Source organism: Microcoleus sp. AT8-A3, from assembly GCF_036705675.1.
GTDB lineage: Bacteria > Cyanobacteriota > Cyanobacteriia > Cyanobacteriales > Microcoleaceae > Microcoleus.
Genome location: NZ_JAUBVD010000065.1, coordinates 1 through 14192 on the forward strand (window position 1 = coordinate 1; position 14192 = coordinate 14192).

At 48.0% G+C, this 14192-nt stretch carries 13 protein-coding genes; 9 read left to right on the top strand and 4 right to left on the bottom strand.

The features are described 5' to 3' along the window. Positions 1-74: 74 nt before the first annotated feature. Positions 75-332 carry a hypothetical protein gene (locus tag QUB51_RS25760; protein WP_333057494.1) on the bottom strand — a complete coding sequence of 86 codons (258 nt, stop codon included), beginning with the start codon at positions 330-332 and terminating at the stop codon, positions 75-77. Positions 333-384: 52 nt separating this feature from the next. On the opposite strand from QUB51_RS25760, the gene cbiE reads away from it, so the two are divergent. The 3 genes from cbiE to QUB51_RS25775 all read left to right on the top strand — a co-directional run bounded on the left by cbiE (position 385) and on the right by QUB51_RS25775 (position 2750). Next, entirely contained in the window at positions 385-1653 is a 1269-nt protein-coding gene (gene cbiE / locus QUB51_RS25765; RefSeq protein ID WP_445243061.1) for a precorrin-6y C5,15-methyltransferase (decarboxylating) subunit CbiE, read from the top strand. Between the two features lie 288 nt (positions 1654-1941). Beyond that, on the top strand, positions 1942-2328 hold the full coding sequence (locus QUB51_RS25770; protein WP_333057493.1) for a DUF433 domain-containing protein: 387 nt from the start codon (positions 1942-1944) through the stop codon (positions 2326-2328). After that, positions 2325-2750 carry a type II toxin-antitoxin system VapC family toxin gene (locus QUB51_RS25775; RefSeq protein WP_333211501.1) on the top strand — a complete coding sequence of 142 codons (426 nt, stop codon included), beginning with the start codon at positions 2325-2327 and terminating at the stop codon, positions 2748-2750. Before QUB51_RS25770 ends, QUB51_RS25775 begins: the two co-directional genes overlap by 4 nt. A 17-nt stretch (positions 2751-2767) precedes the next feature. On the opposite strand, the gene QUB51_RS25780 is transcribed toward QUB51_RS25775, so the two are convergent. Then, the gene (locus tag QUB51_RS25780) at positions 2768-6190 is read right to left on the bottom strand and encodes a DNA methyltransferase (protein ID WP_333262704.1); all 3423 of its coding nucleotides are present in this window, start codon (positions 6188-6190) and stop codon (positions 2768-2770) included. Between the two features lie 367 nt (positions 6191-6557). Here QUB51_RS25780 and QUB51_RS25785 point away from each other — a divergent pair, with 367 nt between their 5' ends. Both QUB51_RS25785 and QUB51_RS25790 read left to right on the top strand, forming a co-directional pair. Beyond that, positions 6558-6794 (top strand): type II toxin-antitoxin system HicB family antitoxin, encoded by a 237-nt coding sequence (locus QUB51_RS25785; RefSeq protein WP_333057498.1) that lies wholly within the window; start codon positions 6558-6560, stop codon positions 6792-6794. Between the two features lie 20 nt (positions 6795-6814). Next, a complete protein-coding gene (locus QUB51_RS25790; RefSeq protein WP_293247374.1) occupies positions 6815-6976 on the top strand; it encodes a type II toxin-antitoxin system HicA family toxin in 162 nt (53 codons plus the stop codon). A 104-nt stretch (positions 6977-7080) separates the two neighbouring features. On the opposite strand, the gene cphA is transcribed toward QUB51_RS25790, so the two are convergent. Both cphA and QUB51_RS25800 read right to left on the bottom strand, forming a co-directional pair. After that, positions 7081-9801 (bottom strand): cyanophycin synthetase, encoded by a 2721-nt coding sequence (cphA, locus tag QUB51_RS25795; protein WP_333057490.1) that lies wholly within the window; start codon positions 9799-9801, stop codon positions 7081-7083. Between the two features lie 335 nt (positions 9802-10136). Continuing rightward, complete coding sequence (locus QUB51_RS25800) at positions 10137-11030, bottom strand: cyanophycinase (protein ID WP_333057489.1); 894 nt, start codon at positions 11028-11030, stop codon at positions 10137-10139. A gap of 332 nt (positions 11031-11362) precedes the next feature. Here QUB51_RS25800 and trmD point away from each other — a divergent pair, with 332 nt between their 5' ends. The 4 genes from trmD to QUB51_RS25820 all read left to right on the top strand — a co-directional run bounded on the left by trmD (position 11363) and on the right by QUB51_RS25820 (position 14190). Next, complete coding sequence (gene trmD, locus QUB51_RS25805; protein ID WP_333057488.1) at positions 11363-12058, top strand: tRNA (guanosine(37)-N1)-methyltransferase TrmD; 696 nt, start codon at positions 11363-11365, stop codon at positions 12056-12058. A 520-nt stretch (positions 12059-12578) separates the two neighbouring features. Beyond that, positions 12579-13058 carry a 2-C-methyl-D-erythritol 2,4-cyclodiphosphate synthase gene (gene ispF / locus QUB51_RS25810; protein ID WP_333057497.1) on the top strand — a complete coding sequence of 160 codons (480 nt, stop codon included), beginning with the start codon at positions 12579-12581 and terminating at the stop codon, positions 13056-13058. Positions 13059-13091: 33 nt separating this feature from the next. Continuing rightward, the gene (locus tag QUB51_RS25815; protein ID WP_333057487.1) at positions 13092-13610 is read left to right on the top strand and encodes a hypothetical protein; all 519 of its coding nucleotides are present in this window, start codon (positions 13092-13094) and stop codon (positions 13608-13610) included. Beyond that, positions 13585-14190, top strand: coding sequence for a PIN domain-containing protein (locus QUB51_RS25820; RefSeq protein WP_333057486.1), 606 nt, complete (start codon positions 13585-13587; stop codon positions 14188-14190). Before QUB51_RS25815 ends, QUB51_RS25820 begins: the two co-directional genes overlap by 26 nt. Positions 14191-14192: the final 2 nt, after the last annotated feature.

Sequence of the window (14192 nt, forward strand, 5' to 3'; positions counted from 1 at the left end):
ACCGCAGAGGGCGCAGAGAACGCAGAGGGAGAGAATACAGAGATGAATACAGGACGATGCTACCGGATTTGATATCACATATCTAGTGGGAGCATCTGTGCTGCGAGTAAAAACCGTTTTTTTGGAGTGCGAGCATCCCGCACAGCACAGTATATACATATAGCGAGGGGGACGATCGCACCCAGAGTAAAAGCAAAACTGAGATGCTCCCTATCTAGTCTGGTAAAATAACCGTTATAACTTTTGTAGTGAGGACGGAAGTCCGAGCGAGTTTTATGAGGACTTCCGTCCTCACTATAAACCAATTTTATTCTGGTTGTTCGAGCGGACATAATATGATTAACGACTAATAACTAATAACTAATAACTAATAACTAATGAGTGATGACGATCGAGTTTGATGATTCCAATGCAGCCGGAAACGAGATTAGCAGTAAGGGTGCAATGCACAAATGGCTTTCGGTGGTGGGGATTGGCGAAGACGGACTTTCGGGATTGAGTGCGATCGCCTTTACCCTCCTCTCTCAATCTCAAGTCGTTGTCGGCGGTGCCCGTCACCTCGCAATGCTACCAACCGACGACACCCGCGAAAAATTGGTTTGGGCTTCGCCCCTACAAGCAACAGTCGATCAAATCATCCGCCGCCGGGGACAGTCTGTGTGCGTGCTCGCAAGCGGCGATCCCATGTGTCACGGCATCGGCGTCACGCTGTCGCGCCAGATTCCCATTTCGGAAATGACTGTAATTCCGGCGGCATCGGCTTTTAGTCTTGCTTGCGCCCGTTTGGGTTGGCCATTAGCCCAAGTTGAGACTTTCAGTTTGACAAATCGCCCGATCGCATCGATCGCCCTTGCTTTCTCGCCGGGGGCGCGCTTGCTGGTGTTGAGCGCTGACAGACACACGCCGGGAAAGGTGGCACAATTGTTGACACAGCGGGGGTTTGGTAGCAGTTTGATGACTGTGTTCGAGCGGATGGGATCGGGATCGGAACGTCGGAGCGAGGGGGTCGCAGCAGCCTGGAATGCAGCGGATTTGGCTGATTTGAACACGATCGCGATCGCAGTTGCAGCCGATCGACAAACTCTTATCCTCCCCCGAACTGCGGGTTTGCCGGATGCTGCTTATCGCCACGACGGACAACTTACCAAGCGGGAGGTTCGAGCCGTTACTCTGTCAACGTTAGCACCGATTCCCGGAGAGTTGCTTTGGGATGTGGGGGCGGGCTGCGGTTCGATCGCGATCGAATGGATGCGGAGTCATCCTCGGTGCAGGGCGATCGCGATCGAACGCCACCCAACTCGACTGCAATACATCGCCGAAAATGCCTCGACTTTCGGCGTTCCCGAACTCGAAATTGTGGCGGGATCAGCGCCGGAAGCCCTGACAAATTTGCCTCAACCGAATGCTATTTTCATCGGCGGCGGTGTCACCGCAGAAGCTGTGCTGGAAACTTGCTGGAATGCTTTAGGTGAAGGCGGCCGATTAGTTGTTAATGCGGTGACAGTTGAGAGCGAGTTTAAAGTTTTGCAATGGCACGATCGTTATGGCGGGGAACTCATTAGAATTGGGATTCAGCGAGTAGGGGCGATCGGTTCTTTTCAGGGTTGGAAGCCGCTTGCGCCGGTGACTCAGTGGGCGGTAGTTAAGGGGTAAAAGGACTTACCCAGGCGCGATCGAAGAAACCGGGTTTTTGACGAAATCTGCGGGCTGTCACGCGTATTCTCAGCCAAAAAACCCGGTTTCACCGGCCCCCATGCGTAAGTCAAAAGGTAAAAGGCGATCGCTCTATTTCCATCTTTGATATCTAAGTGAATGAAGCAGTTATAAACACGGCGAAAACGTAATAGCTTCTTCAAATCTAGCAATATAGAATACCCGATAGGCGTCTTCTGTCCACTATGCTAAGATGAAAGCTGGTTTACATTTTTTGATGAGGTCGTTATGACCAGTTCGCTGTCTCCTACAAGAATTTCTCGCTATGTCACCCGCAATCCTGAAGTTTTGCAGGGGGAACCGATTATTGCAGACACTCAAGTTACTGTACGGGATATTGTGGTGTTTTGGAAATCGGGAATAAAGCCTGAAGAAATCCCACAGAAGTTACTTCAACTCGTGACGGCGGCTCAAGTGTTTGATGCCATTAGCTTTTATCTGGATAATCAGCCAGAAATTGACGATCGGATTGCTTGGTATGAGGCGCGTCCGATGTTGAATGTTTCACCTCTTTTGAGATGTAATCCGTTGCTGAATGAAGTCACGAAATATGTTGAAGCATATCGCCACGATCGAAATGCCGATATCGATTTTCCTGAGTCTGAGACCCTATGACTCAATATATTCTCGATACCGACCATATCACACTGCTGCAACACTCTAATCCACTCATATTGCAACGTTTTGAAGCTCTCCATACCAGGGATGTTGCTATTACTGTCATCAATGTTGAGGAATTGATTCAGGGCTGGTTCAATGCAATTCGTCAAGCTTCGCAACCCGGACAGAAGCAACGCTTAACTTGGGCTTATGTGGGTTTGAGATCGGCTGTTAAATTTCTCAACGATTTTCTCGTTCTGGATTTTACCGAATCAGCTTGCGAGCAATATTTGGCGCTGCGCCGTCAGGGAATACGAATTGGGACACAAGACTTGCGGATTGCGTCCATTGCTTTGGTTAATAACTCAATTTTAGTGACGCGAAATCGACAAGATTTTGCACAAGTGCCAGGACTGGTTTTGGAGGATTGGACATAACAATTGCCAAGCCCAGCTTATGTGGCATTTCCAACTTCTGCGAGATGCCAGAAAGTCATGCCACCTTCATTATGACTGAGCAAAATCCCCAAATCTTCGAGGCTTTCTAAACAGTCGAGAATGACTTTTTGTTTGCGGCTGGCTGCTTTGAAATGGGCGGTGACTTGGGCGGCTGTCCATTCGCCGCTTTGGGTGCGGAATAAGTCGCGGATGGCCCAAAGTTGCTCTTTGAGGGTTTTGGGGAAGGGTTGTTGTTCCGTGGGGGCGATCGAGGTTTCGGTTCCAGTGGTGATACCTGCAAGGGATGGTTGCACGTAGGTTTCGCCGGGGGCTTGGTAGTCGGGACGTAGCCAGCGAATCAGTCCGTTGCGTTCTTCCTCGGCGCGTTGGGCGTTGAGGGTGACGAGGTTTTCCAGGATTTGGTCGTCGGTGAGGGTGGGTTCCCAACCATAGGCGGCAAATACGGCGGCATCGAGTTCGTCGTGGATTTGTTTGAGGGTGGAGACTAGGGCTTTTTGCTTGAAGGCTTTGTCTTTGTCGTCGAGGGGTTCGCCTTGGCGGAGTTTTTCGAGGAGGTTGTACATCCCGGTGATGGTGACTTCGGGGTGAGTGGTTTGGACTCGTTTGCGGTGGCTGTCGAGGCGTTCTCCGAGTTCGCGGATGGTTTGTTTTTGGGTATCGGTGGGGTCGGGGAAGGGGAAGGGGTCGAAGACAATTGACGGTTTCCATCGCAAATCATTTCCCTTGCCCATTCGCGGTGCAATCTTTTTAAGCCACTTTTGATGTACTAAGGATTCTAAAATGCCTAAAATCCAGGCATCATCTGATGCGACTGTGTAAAGCTGAACATCCGGCAAAACATCACTATCAACAAAAAAGAATGGCTTAAATTTAGAAGTGTCTGGCGTGACAATAAATCGATTCAAATTGTTGACAGCTTTTCTTAATCCTGGTCTTTTCTCGCCAAAAAGCCACCAATTCTCCCGATTTGATTTTCTATTTTGCTGATCTCGAAATGGCTTAACTGTTGTTAGAAGCCTTTGGAATAATAGAGGAAACTGTTGAGAGGCTTCATCTTTAGATAGACCGAAAAAATCAATAATCCACTTTTTCTGAAAACTTTGAACTAAATCTCTCCCAATCGCATACGATCTGATGACTGACGGCAAATTCTGCTTGTCTAAATCAAGCTGTTGGAAATCATGTTCTTCAATTATAAACCCTGTGCCTAATGGAATAACACCCTGAAATGAGATGCCATCATTTGATTTTAACGGTTTCATTTTGACTGTATCACGGCCAACAGTCAAATCAGAATTAATCAATCCCTTAAATACCTCAAATTTTAAAATTTCATTTTCATTTTCTCCCTGAGATTCATACTTGACTTTCATCAAAAAGCCTGAAATTGACGGTTCGGGTGTCACGACAGTCATAGCAATACGTACAGCAGCACCATCTTTACTATCTGTCCAAGGATGATCGGCAATAGCAAAGTAAAGAGATATTTGTTTATCGCCGACATAATGGTCTAGAACTTTCCTATTGAATGATTGAACAATACTATTTGTTGTAATAAAGCCAAACCTTTGAATTTTCTTCGACTTGGCAAGATTTGCTGCCTTCTCCCACCAGTACATTACAAAGTCAACCGTATCTGACAAGTTTTGGTAAGTCTTCCTCAAGCATTCAACATACCCGTCATCAAGGCTCTCACGCATTCTCTTATTCCCAATAAACGGCGGATTCGAGACAATATAATCTGCCTTTTGCCACTGGGCCGCCCTCGGATTTAAATACCGATAAATCGTTACTTTGTCTGTAGGATCGGGAATATCTTCCCCCGTCACCGGACTTTTAATCATCCTTCCGCCCCAGCGAGTTCTCACCTTCCCCGCCGCATCCACATCCGGTTCCCTCCCGTCATAGGCCAACACGGCATCCCGGCATTCAATATTGTTGTACTCGCGCAACACAGGTTCGATCGGCGGAATGTCGCCAAACCGCCGAAAATGCCACTGCAAATACCCAATCCAAATCACCAAATCTGCGATCGCCGCCGCCCTAGGATTGATCTCAATTCCCAAAAACTGACTCGGATTAACTTGAGCAATATCTAACAGCAACTGCGCCGATCCGGTGACATCCTCCAAGCGTCGCAACACCTCCGATTCCAACCCCTTCAACAAATCCAATGTCACATACAGGAAATTACCAGATCCGCACGCCGGATCGAGAATCTTCACCTGTTGTAACTCCGTCAGAAATGCCTCTAAAACTGATATCGCCTTTTTCCTTTGATTTGCAGTCGGTTCCGATTCTCCCGCGTTGAGCAACTGTTTAACCTCCGCTTGTACCGCAATCCAGCGATCGCCCAAAGGTTCCATCACCACAGGCTTTACCAACCTTTCCACATAGGATCGCGGCGTATAATGAGCCCCCAACTTACTCCGTTGCCTAGAATCCAGCGCCCTTTCCAACAACGTCCCAAAAATCGCCGGTTCCACTTTGCACCAATCCCGCTTCGCCGCCTGCAACAAAACTTCCAACTGCGCCTTTGTCAACGCAAACGCCTGCGACTCCGCAAACAATCCCCCATTAAACCGCAACAGTTTGCCATGAAAACCAAAACTCGTCCCCTCATTCATCGCCTCCCACAGCGCCTCTACCTCCGGCTTAAACGTCTTCGGATTGAGAATCCATCGCGTTTCCAGCGCCTGCGTAAACAAATGTTCTTTCAACAACCCCACATCCTCAGCAAACATGGTGAAAATACAGCGCATCAAAAACTGCGCGACTTGCTGCGGATCGACATTCCCCTCCATCCGCTTCGCCAACTCTGCCAAATCCGCCGCTACTTCCCGCGTCACCCGCGCTGCAATTTTCTCTGGATTGCGCTGCTGCGGATTGCTAAAAATATCCACAAACAAATCGAAAACATCGGCTTTCTGCAACTCAATTAGCCCAATTTCTCGCCGCGCCCCATAGCCGCCATAATCCCCGCTAAAACCCATCCATAATTCAAAATGATCGCCAATATCGCAAGTTAACAAAAAGGGCGGTTTGCTGCTGAGACTGCGGGTATAGGCAACTGCCTGCACAAACGCTTTTTCCATCTCTCGCAAATAGGTATTTGTCCCCCGCTTTGCCGTTCCTTTTTTGCTCGTTGTTCCGCCCTGTTTTGCCTCGATTAAAAAATGATCGGCTTTGTAAAAATCAACAAACCCCGGAGTTACTTTGCCGCTGGGGTGAAAAATTTTGACATCCTTATCAAAGCAGTAGGGATCGTTGGGAATTCTGCCTTTATCAAAAGGGCGATCGACTCCCAGCGCATCGCACATTTCGGCAAAAAACAACTGGTAGTTTGCCCGTTCGTTACCGCTAGAACCTGCCCAGCGTGTGATGAATGTTTCGACTCGCGTGCGATCGGCTTCATTCATGTTTCAACCCTGTTGCTTGCTTTTTCCTGATTCTATAATTAGATCGGTTTGAATTTTCGATTTATCTTGCGATTTTGCTTTAAGCTGTTACGCATTTAAATTGGAAAATCGGGATAGGCTAGAAGCCCGTCCCACAAGAGTTTTATTGATTTTTGACACACAGTTTAAATGTAGAACAGCTTATAGCAACCAGGCGGTTAGGACGCTTTACTATTGATATTTGCTATAATATACTTGACGATATTCCTAGATACAGGCGGAGTCAAAAACCCGGTTTCTGCCTTAAAGTCGATCGTTCACAACGAAGATTTTGCTTGGCAACCCGGTTTTTATGGCTTTAGTGCTTCAAAAATACCTCAATAAATCTATGAAAATTAGAGCGATCGTACATCCTGCAGAAGAAGGTGGCTATTGGGCAGAAGTTCCAGCGCTTCCCGGCTGCATTACCGAAGGAGAAACGATAGAAGAAGTAATAATTAATTTAAAAGATGCTATTGAAGGTTGGCTCGAAGTTGCTAATAGTCGTGAAGCAATTGCCTCCACAGATAGAGTTGTGGAAATTGCTGTAGGAAATCTATTTCTGGCAAGCGACTTTGCAAAATAGTAGAGCATAAAGGTTGGGTTTTGAAAAGAGTTACCGGCAGTCATCATATCTATGAAAACCCGGAACTAGAACAAATTTTGTCAATTCCTGTTCACCGAAATCAAGATTTGAAAGTTGGAACCTTGAGAGCCTTAATGAAAATAGCTCAGCTATCTGAGGAAGATTTACAAAGTTTTTCTTAAGTATAGCAGGTTCCATAAAAATCAGGAATTACGTAATTTCTCAAACAAATAGGTTGGGTTTAACACAAGTAACCCAACCTATTAATTAAATGAGACTTAAGAGTTTAGCCTTGATTCACAACGGTCGGTTTTAAACTTTCCTGTGACTTCGATCGATCTAAACCATTTTGCACTTCCACAGATTCCTTAATCGGTTTCCGGGCTTCAATTAAACTCAAAGCTTTGTTGACACCTTCAGGTAAAATTACTACCAAACTGCCGGCCGGCGCCTCGTCTAAAGCCTTGTTAACGGCCGTTGTTTCGTCGAGAATCAACTCGTATTCAACTTGAGATTTGTTTGCGGTTCCGGCAGAAATCGCCTCGGCAATTCCCTGGCAAATTAACTTTGCCACAACACCGGGTTCTCGGCCGCGCCTGTCAATATCTTCTTTGACAATGATACGATCGAACATCTCGGCCGAAAGTTTGCCCAGCGTGACAAAATCTTCATCTCGCCGGTCTCCGGGGGCACCTACTACCCCGATCCGCCGTCCCGGCCAATTCAGCACGAAACTGCCCAAAGCTTTGTAGCTGTGGGGGTTGTGGGCGTAGTCGAGTAAAGCGTGATAGGTGCCCAAATTAAACAAATTCATCCTTCCGGGAGTTTGACCGACGGATGCTTGGAAGCTTGACAAAGCAGCGCGAATATCTTCTATTTTCAATCCTTGGGCAAAAGCCGCCAAACAAGCTGCTAAAGCATTAGCAATCATAAACGGCGCGCGCCCGCCCATCGTCAGCGGCACGTTCACAGCCTGCTCAATTCTCAGCGTCCAATCGCCTTTTAAGATCGACAAGTACCCATTTTCGTAAATCGCTGCCAGCCCGCCCGCCGCGGTATGTTTGGCAACCAGTTCGTTGTCCGGGTTCATGGAAAAATATGCAATTTGAGCCTTGACACGCTGCGCCATTTGTGATACTAGCGGGTCGTCTGCATTCAAAACTGCATAGCCTTTGGGCATTACCGACTCGACGAGGACGCTCTTGAGTTTGGCCAGTTGTTCCACGGTGTCGATGTCGCCAATGCCCAAGTGATCGGCTGCGACGTTCAAGACGACGCCGACATCGCACTGATCGAAGCCGAGGCCCGATCGCAAAATTCCGCCTCTGGCAGTTTCCAACACGGCCACTTCCACCGTCGGATCGGACAAAATCAATTGAGCACTCTGGGGCCCGGTATTGTCTCCGGTTTCGACCAAATAATCGCCGATGTAAGTGCCGTCGGTAGTTGTATAGCCGGTAATCTGACCTGTCTGCTTGACAATGTGGGCTAGCAGGCGAGTGGTTGTCGTTTTGCCGTTGGTTCCCGTTACCGCTAAAATTGGCACCCGGCTGGGTTGAGGCGAGGGGAATAGCATATCGAAGACGGCGCCGGCGACGTTGCGGGGTAAACCTTGACTTGGGGCGACGTGCATTCTGAAACCCGGTGCTGCGTTGACTTCGACGATGACGCCGTTGACATCGCGCAGGGGTTGGGAAATGTCGGGAGTTACTACGTCAATGCCGGCGATGTCCAAACCGATAATTTTGGCGACTCTGGAAAACAGCCAGACGTTTTCTGGGTGGATTTCGTCGGTGCGATCGACTGCAATGCCACCGGTACTCAAGTTTGCTGTCGCGCGCAAAAATACTCTTTCGCCGGCGGGCACTACGGAGTCCATCGCGTATCCTTGTTTTTGCAGCAAATCCAGGGACAATTTGTCGATCGTGATCCGGGTGAGCACGTTGTCGTGTCCGTCTCCTCGCTGCGGGTCGCGGTTTACTTCTTCAATAAGCTGTTCTACTGTAGACTTGCCGTTACCTACGACGTTAGCGGGTACTCGTTCTGCGACTGCTATGACTTGCCCGTTGACTACCAATACTCGGTGATCGCGGCCGACGTAATAGCGCTCGACAATGACGCTTTTTGTTTTTGATGCTGCGCTGGCTAAGTCGTAGGCTTCTTCTGCTGCTTCCCAGGAATTGATGTCGATCGTAATGCCGCGGCCGTGGTTGCCGTCTAGGGGTTTGAGGACGATCGGAAAACCGCCGACATCTTCGATCGCCCCGCGCAATTCGTCCAAATAATGAATCACCGTCCCTCTGGGAACCGGCACGCCTGCGCTAGCGAGGATATTTTTGGTACCTTCCTTGTCACAGGCAAGTTCTACCCCCAAAACTCCCGTCCGGTTGCTCAGAGTTGCCTGAATCCGCTTTTGGTGAACCCCGTAGCCGAGTTGAATCATAAACCGGGCGCTCAAAGGTATCCAAGGAATGCCGCGCGCTTCTGCTTCCTTAATCAGTGTTTCCGTGCTCGGCCCCAGGGCCGCCGACGCAGCAAACTCTTTGAGGTCTCTCAAATCTTGGACTAATTCGGCTGCTGGATAAGTGCCTGTATCGGCAATACTTTGGCACATCCGCACGCCCGCCCGGGCTGCATAGCGACCGGCTTGTTCGTTTTGATACTCGATTACTACTTGGTAAATACCTGGGGTCGCAGTCTCGCGGGTACGGCCGAACCCGACCGGCATTCCTGCCATTTCCTGAAGTTCGAGGGCGACGTGTTCGATTACGTGTCCCATCATTGTGCCTTCTCTGACCCGTTGCAGGAATCCTCCCTGATGGCCTGGAGAACAGTGATGGTCGTTCAAACTCGGAAGTGCGGCGATCAACCCTTCATAGAATCCAGGAATTTCCGCTGTGGTTTTATCTGCCCACTCCTCTAAATCCAGACGCATCAGGACGAGTTTCTGGCGTCTGATGCTCCAGTAGTTGGGGCCGCGTAATGTCTGGATTTTAAGTATTTTCATGGCAGTTAGAGGGGTATGGGGCGCGAAATCTTATAGATAATTGGAGCATTTATTCAATTTCGATCTAGATTGCTCGATCGACTGTTCGCTGCGAACAGTTTGGGAGTGAATTTCCAGTTATGGGCTACCCAATTTAAAATTCATGCCCCTGCGATCGGCTAAAAACTACAGGTACATGGCTAGCAAAAACTCAAAGCCTGAAGCTAGAATTTTCTGTGGTTCGGTCTCCTGGGGTCAGACCGTGGCTGCTTCGGCATCTATTCTATTGTTGTATCCATGATTCGGCCGGAATGCCGCCTAATTTCTGCCGAATCAATGACAAGAGATGTTCTACCTTAGTTGGCTGTGCGGCATTCGGGGGGCCAGCCAGACTCGGAACACGCTCCCGATGGCATGGGTTTGCCTTGGGGCATATTGTAGCAATCTCCGTGACACAGAACGTGCAAGCGCATATTGAACAGACTTAAGGGTTCTGTCGCTCCTACCATAGATTCATTGGTATAAAAATTTTCCCTAGAATCAACAATAGTCACAGTGCCTTTACCGAGAATTTTCATAGTATCGTCTCCCTCAAACAAGGCGCAGGTGTCTTCGTCAATACCAATAGCGATGCGATCGGGATGACAAGCCACAGCCGACAGCAAGCGAGCCATGCGATTGCGGTTGTGAAAATGCTGGTCTACGATGATCTCAGGAATAATGTTAAGTCCGTTTGCCATGTCTACTAAAGAGCGGTTCGGCGGGGCGCCACTCCCACCGCCTGCAATCATGTGATATCCCATCACCGCAGCACCCGCGCTGGTGCCAGCGAGGGTAATCTTGCCTTCGAGAGTTTCTTTGCGAATTTTCTCCATCAGCGGGGTGTCCGCCAGGAGCCCACAAAGCCGCAGTTGGTCGCCCCCTGTGATGAATACGCCCGTACAGTCTTCTAAGTAATCTTTCCAGACGGGGTTTTCGCCTTGTTCGCGTTCGCGGATGTCTACTACTTTGACTGCGCTAACGCCCATTTCGTCAAATATTGTGCGGTAGCGGTTGCTAATTCCTTCGGGATCTCGCGAAGCGCACGGAACGATCGCCAGCCGAGCGTTTGCACCCCCAGCACGGCAAAAAAAGGTGTTCAGAATCTCTCGCCCGTGAACTTTGTCTTCGGCTCCCCCGATGACCATAATCGAGGTTTTTGTGCGCGGGGGAATATTGTGTTCAAGGGCTTGAGATGTCAACTGCTGCATGGTGTGTCTTCCTCTGTTGGATGTGAAATTCAATTTTGCCGTGGCTGTGGGTAGAATGGGGCTTTTTAAGAATAAATATTTTTTGGTGCCAGCGAGGTGCGATCGGCGATCGCGCGATCCCGCAGTTGTTTGGGGGCGAGTTTACTTGCAGTCGCTGTCATGAAAAACAGATTATTTTTGTACAAAACCGGCCCGCCGACAAAGGAAGAGAATTTAACTTGCCAAAATTTTCAGAAATTATAAGAAATTATAAAGAATAAAGCAATTACTGAAAACTGAACTCCCCCTAAAGGTCAAACTAGAGGTGATGTATCAATGAAATTCCAATAATTGTGCGATTTGACGTTGTTACCCTATTTCCAGAATTTTTCCGGGCTCCCCTAGAGTCGGGACTGATGGGCAAAGCCTTAGCTAAAAAGATTGCTGAGGTGAATTTTGTCAATCCCCGCGATTTTACCACAGACAAGCACCAGCGAGTCGATGATGAGCCTTACGGGGGCGGAGTGGGGATGCTGATGAAACCGGAACCGATTTTTGCTGCGGTGGAGTCGCTGCCGGTTTTGCCACGGCGGGAGGTGATTTTGCTGACTCCCCAGGGGGAACCGATGCAGCAGGCGATGTTTCGGGAGTTGGCTGCCGATCGCGATCAGTTGGTATTGATTTGCGGTCATTATGAAGGTGTGGACGATCGAGTCCTGCATTTAGTCACTCGCGAGGTATCGTTGGGCGACTTTGTTCTCACGGGAGGCGAAATTCCAGCTTTAGCTTTGATTAATGGGGTTTTGCGATTGCTGCGGGGAACTGTGGCCAAGGAAGATTCGCTAAAGTTTGAGAGTTTTGAGGACGGACTTTTGGATTATCCGCAGTACACTCGACCGGCGGATTTTCGGGGATTGAAGGTGCCCGACGTGTTGCTGTCTGGTAATCACGCAGAAATTGCTCGCTGGCGCAGGGAACAGCAAATTGAAAGAACTCGATCGCGCAGGCTGGATTTGTACGATCGGTGGTTGCAGGAGAGGGAAGAATAGGAGAAAGGGCGATCGCACGAGTGGTCAATCGATTTTAGATTTTAGATTTTCGATTGACTTGCGCGAGATAAATGCGGGGGACGCAAGGATTTTTGATTTTCGATTTGGGATTGATTCCACGGATAAATCACGTGGCGGATACCACCTTTGAAATTCATGGTCAGAAACCGGGTTTTTTGCGGTAATACTTCGTGGTAGTCCACAGATTCGGTAAAAAACCCGGTTTCTTTGGTCTTGATGCGTAAATCTCGTATATTTAAGAGCCTAATAAATTTTGGATTCGCGTTTGTAAGTCTTTGAGTTCAGGAGAGCACTCATCGAGAAGTCCCCATATTTTTCTAGCGTTTCCAGCATTAACCCTTCTCTCCCCTCCACAAGCTTTAGGATTGCCATAGCTGCTAAGGAAATCAGCAAAAAAAAATATTTAACACTCGGCTCTGCCTTAAAAAATAAATTCACTTATCTCCCTGAAAATATGAAATAATTGTCTTCTACTATACTTACCCAACCTTCCTTTTACATGAACATCCGCATCGGCAATGGCTACGACATTCACTGCTTAGTTCCCGATCGTCCTCTCATCCTAGGCGGTGTCAATATTCCCCACGAATTAGGCTTACTCGGCCACAGCGACGCCGACGTACTTACCCACGCTATCATGGACGCGATGCTCGGAGCTCTCAGTTTAGGAGATATCGGGCTGTATTTCCCGCCAACTGACCCGAAATGGAAGGGTGCGGATAGTCTCGTATTGCTGGCACAAGTCAATCAGTTAATATTAGATAAAGGCTGGGAAATCGGCAATATTGATTCGGTGGTGGTGGCAGAACGTCCAAAGCTGAAACCGCATATTGAGCAAATGCGCGATCGGCTTTCTGCTGTCCTACAATTGAAACCAGACCAAATCGGCATCAAAGCTACTACCAACGAAAAGCTAGGCCCCGTTGGGAGAGAAGAAGGAATCGCAGCTTACGCTGTAGTTTTGTTAGTGCTAAAATAGAACTTTAATCTACGTTTTAGGAAGACCAAAACCATGCAAACTGAAACCTTGGATTTAGAGTTACCCATTGACGCGGATATTATCGCATTGGATAAGGACGATCGGGTAGTCGTGCTAATCGAAGTTAAAATTATTGAAGCTCAAGAACCAGCAGCAAAGCAAAGGATTGCTGACTACATGATATCTTGGATGAAAGCTGCGTTAGCGAAGATATCCGAGCAGCGCACACTCATTCCCTATGCGATGTTTGTTGACACCGAACAAATTCTGATTTTCAAATGGGACGGAGTAAACTTATCTGAACCTGTTTGTTCTCTAAACACTGGTGAAATACTTCGCCATTATGAGCCGGAATTTGGCAGCAAACGGATCTTTAAGCGATACCTAACTAGACTGGTTGAAGCATGGCTGCGCGACTTAGCTTATAATTGGAAGTCTGAGATTCCCACCGCGTCAGAACAGATAGCAAAAATCGGCTTGCTGCCGCTGCTAGCAGGTGGGACGACAAAATCAGGGGTAGAAATTGGTGGCAATTTTATATATCGAGACTAACTTTCTGATGAGCATTGCTACGGGACGCGATCCAGACGCTAACAACTTGTTGGTGAGTGTACCGACATCAGTCAACATAGCAATACCAAGTATTTGCTGCATGGAATCACTTTCGGCTTTAGAAGACGAAATCAAGCGACGAAACCGTTTTTTAGGTGAAATGGAAAAACAAATCAGTCAGCTAAAGCGAGATAAAACTTCACCCTCTGCCCAGTCTCTTGTCTTCCACTTAGAGGAATCTCTCAATGAGAATGAGGTGTTGCTCAATGATATTAATGCACGTCTTTTTGCTGCTCTTGATTTGTTGGCTATAAAGATAGAAATGCTCCCATTAACAGCAGGCATACTTCGAGAAAGTTTGAATTCAATTTTTATTGAAGAAGACCCGACAGACAATTTGATTCTGCACTGCATCTTGAATCACGCACACTTACATCCTAATGAAGTTAAGGTATTTTTGAGCAATAATACAAAAGAATTTGGTCTGCCGAAAGTTCGAGATGCTTTGCGGGAAGTAGGAATAATGAAGTATTTCTCGGTCACGGAAGATTTTCTCGGTTGGCTACAGTCTCAGTCGTAGTT